This is a genomic window from Methylophaga sp. UBA4204, from assembly GCF_002379485.1.
In the GTDB taxonomy this organism is placed as follows: Bacteria; Pseudomonadota; Gammaproteobacteria; order Nitrosococcales; family Methylophagaceae; genus Methylophaga.
This window is the reverse complement of sequence record NZ_DFTU01000036.1, coordinates 84,849-86,840: the sequence shown is the minus strand read 5'-3', so window position 1 is coordinate 86,840 and position 1,992 is coordinate 84,849. Positions and strand designations below refer to the sequence as shown.

Genomic DNA, 1,992 nt, shown 5'->3' with positions numbered 1-1,992 from the left:
ACCACGCACAAACGAATAGGTAGGGCTGCTGCCATATTGCCCGGCGACAGCCGCATGGGCCTGTTCATGAGCACGCACTTCGCGGTCGCGTGCCGCCAGTGTCTGTATTTGTTCGCGCTCGGCCTGTTGTCGCTCTTGTTCAGCACGACGATTTGCTGTCGCCCCCTGCGCTGCCTGATCGCCACTCTGGACAACAGGCTCTCGCCCCTGTGCGCCGCGCTCAACACGATCGCGCTCAACATCATCATTGGGGCGCTCATCGGGAAAGCGGCGATTCTGCCCGCGCCCTGACTCAGCGGATTGCTCAGCGGGGCGAAAGCTGGACGATTTAAGATCGGTAGTTTCCTGACCAACAGGCGCACGTCCCATAGGCGCAAACGGCGCTACGGTATTGGCGAAGCTAGACGGAATGTTATTGATCACTCAAATCACCTCACAGAACCCAAAAACGCGGCACCATTAAGCCTTGACGTCTAATAGAGTGCCTATTGTTTCATTGGCGGCCTGAACCACTTTGGCAGAGCTATCAAACACCTGACTCTGCGCTTTGATATTAATCAGCGGCTCAGCAACATCATTTGCTTGAGGATTGTCGCGCTGGGTGGTGCCCGCTTGCGCGATTTGCTGTGCCGATTGCAGCATCGATGACTGGCTTTTTTGCATACCAATCAGACCCTGATTGACTACCGAACCTACGTCCATCAGCTTGCCCTCTTTTGTTGGCTATCAAGAATGAAATTGAGAAAGGAAACAGCATAAAAACATTTCCCCGACACTATGTAATAGTCTACGCCGGGAAACGACCAAAAAACAGGCGATATTGCCGCTAATGAGGCGCCTTTTAAGACGAGTTTGATGTAAAAAGCGCTTTACTATAACCCCTGATTATTCCAACACAGGGTTATTCGTTTTTTCTTTGACTGCAGCAAACAGGCCCAAGCTTTGCTGATACTTCGATATGGCTTTTGCCTGCTCAAACACACTTTGTGCTGTTAACTGAAAACGGCTGCGCACCGGCAGCTGTGCTGCTTGCAATGCCCGCCCACTCCATGTGTTGCAGTTGCTAAACAAACTGTAATGGCCGCTGGCCTGATAAAAATGTCCCGCATCCGTTACATAAGCCCGCAGCGGAATCACGCGGCCAGATTCATCTAACGCAAACGATTTATCCAAATAGCGAATCAATTTGCGCATCCCCTTATCGGTTATGGCGATGGGCACGCGGGTTTCTGAAGGGATAGATGTAAAAGGTGGCTGCGCATAAGCAATCACCTGCAGCGCTGAATGGCTCGATGCAATTAGCGCTTTAGTCGCAGAGCCGAAGGTTTTACTTTTGCCAGTGAAGTAATTGCCATCGCCCCAGCCGATACGAATATAACGCTGGCTGGCAGCCTCTTGCTGCAAATAGCGACTGTGGCGCGCGACCGTTTTGGCATCCATTAAAATGCTCGTGTGCCAATCGCGGTAAATAAAATAAATGATGTGCTCGGTATTAACACTGGGAATTTTTTGTTTTGCTGGCATAGAGCTGCAGCCCGCAAACGCACATAGGGCAAACAAACAGACTGTAACATTCCGCAACAAGGCGCACATGCTTATTGAAGCATCACGCTGAAAACAACTGCGCCAGCACTTCGGCATCAAGTGCATTGGCGACTGCTTCCGGCGCGGCATCATCCAACCAAGGCACAACCCCCAAACAAGGTGCGGGAATACGCGCGGCCAGGCTGTGAATATTTTCCTGCAATACCGGCATATCCGCATCGATACAATTGGCCACCCAGCCCGCCAATTGCAAACCGTCATTGCGAATTGTTCCTACCGTTAAGAGCGCATGATTGATACAACCCAAACGCCCCCCCACCACTAAAATTACCGGCAGGCGCAAAATTTTTACTACATCGGCCACTGTCTCTTGTGGATTTAACGGTACGCGCCAACCGCCCGCACCTTCAACCAAGGTGAAGCCTGCCTGATTCAAACTGCCGCGAC

General features: G+C 51.7%; 4 protein-coding genes. All 4 read right to left on the bottom strand.

The genetic code is table 11. The features are described 5' to 3' along the window. The coding region (locus B3182_RS05100; protein ID WP_292751804.1) for a putative metalloprotease CJM1_0395 family protein at positions 1–423 on the bottom strand (423 nt) is incomplete at its 3' end. Positions 424–459: 36 nt separating this feature from the next. After that, positions 460–702 (bottom strand): hypothetical protein, encoded by a 243-nt coding sequence (locus tag B3182_RS05095; RefSeq protein ID WP_292751800.1) that lies wholly within the window; start codon positions 700–702, stop codon positions 460–462. Positions 703–885: 183 nt separating this feature from the next. Further along, positions 886–1,524 (bottom strand): DUF2459 domain-containing protein, encoded by a 639-nt coding sequence (locus B3182_RS05090; RefSeq protein WP_292751797.1) that lies wholly within the window; start codon positions 1,522–1,524, stop codon positions 886–888. Between the two features lie 82 nt (positions 1,525–1,606). Next, the coding region (gene bioD / locus B3182_RS05085) for an ATP-dependent dethiobiotin synthetase BioD (RefSeq protein ID WP_292751794.1) at positions 1,607–1,992 on the bottom strand (386 nt) is incomplete at its 5' end.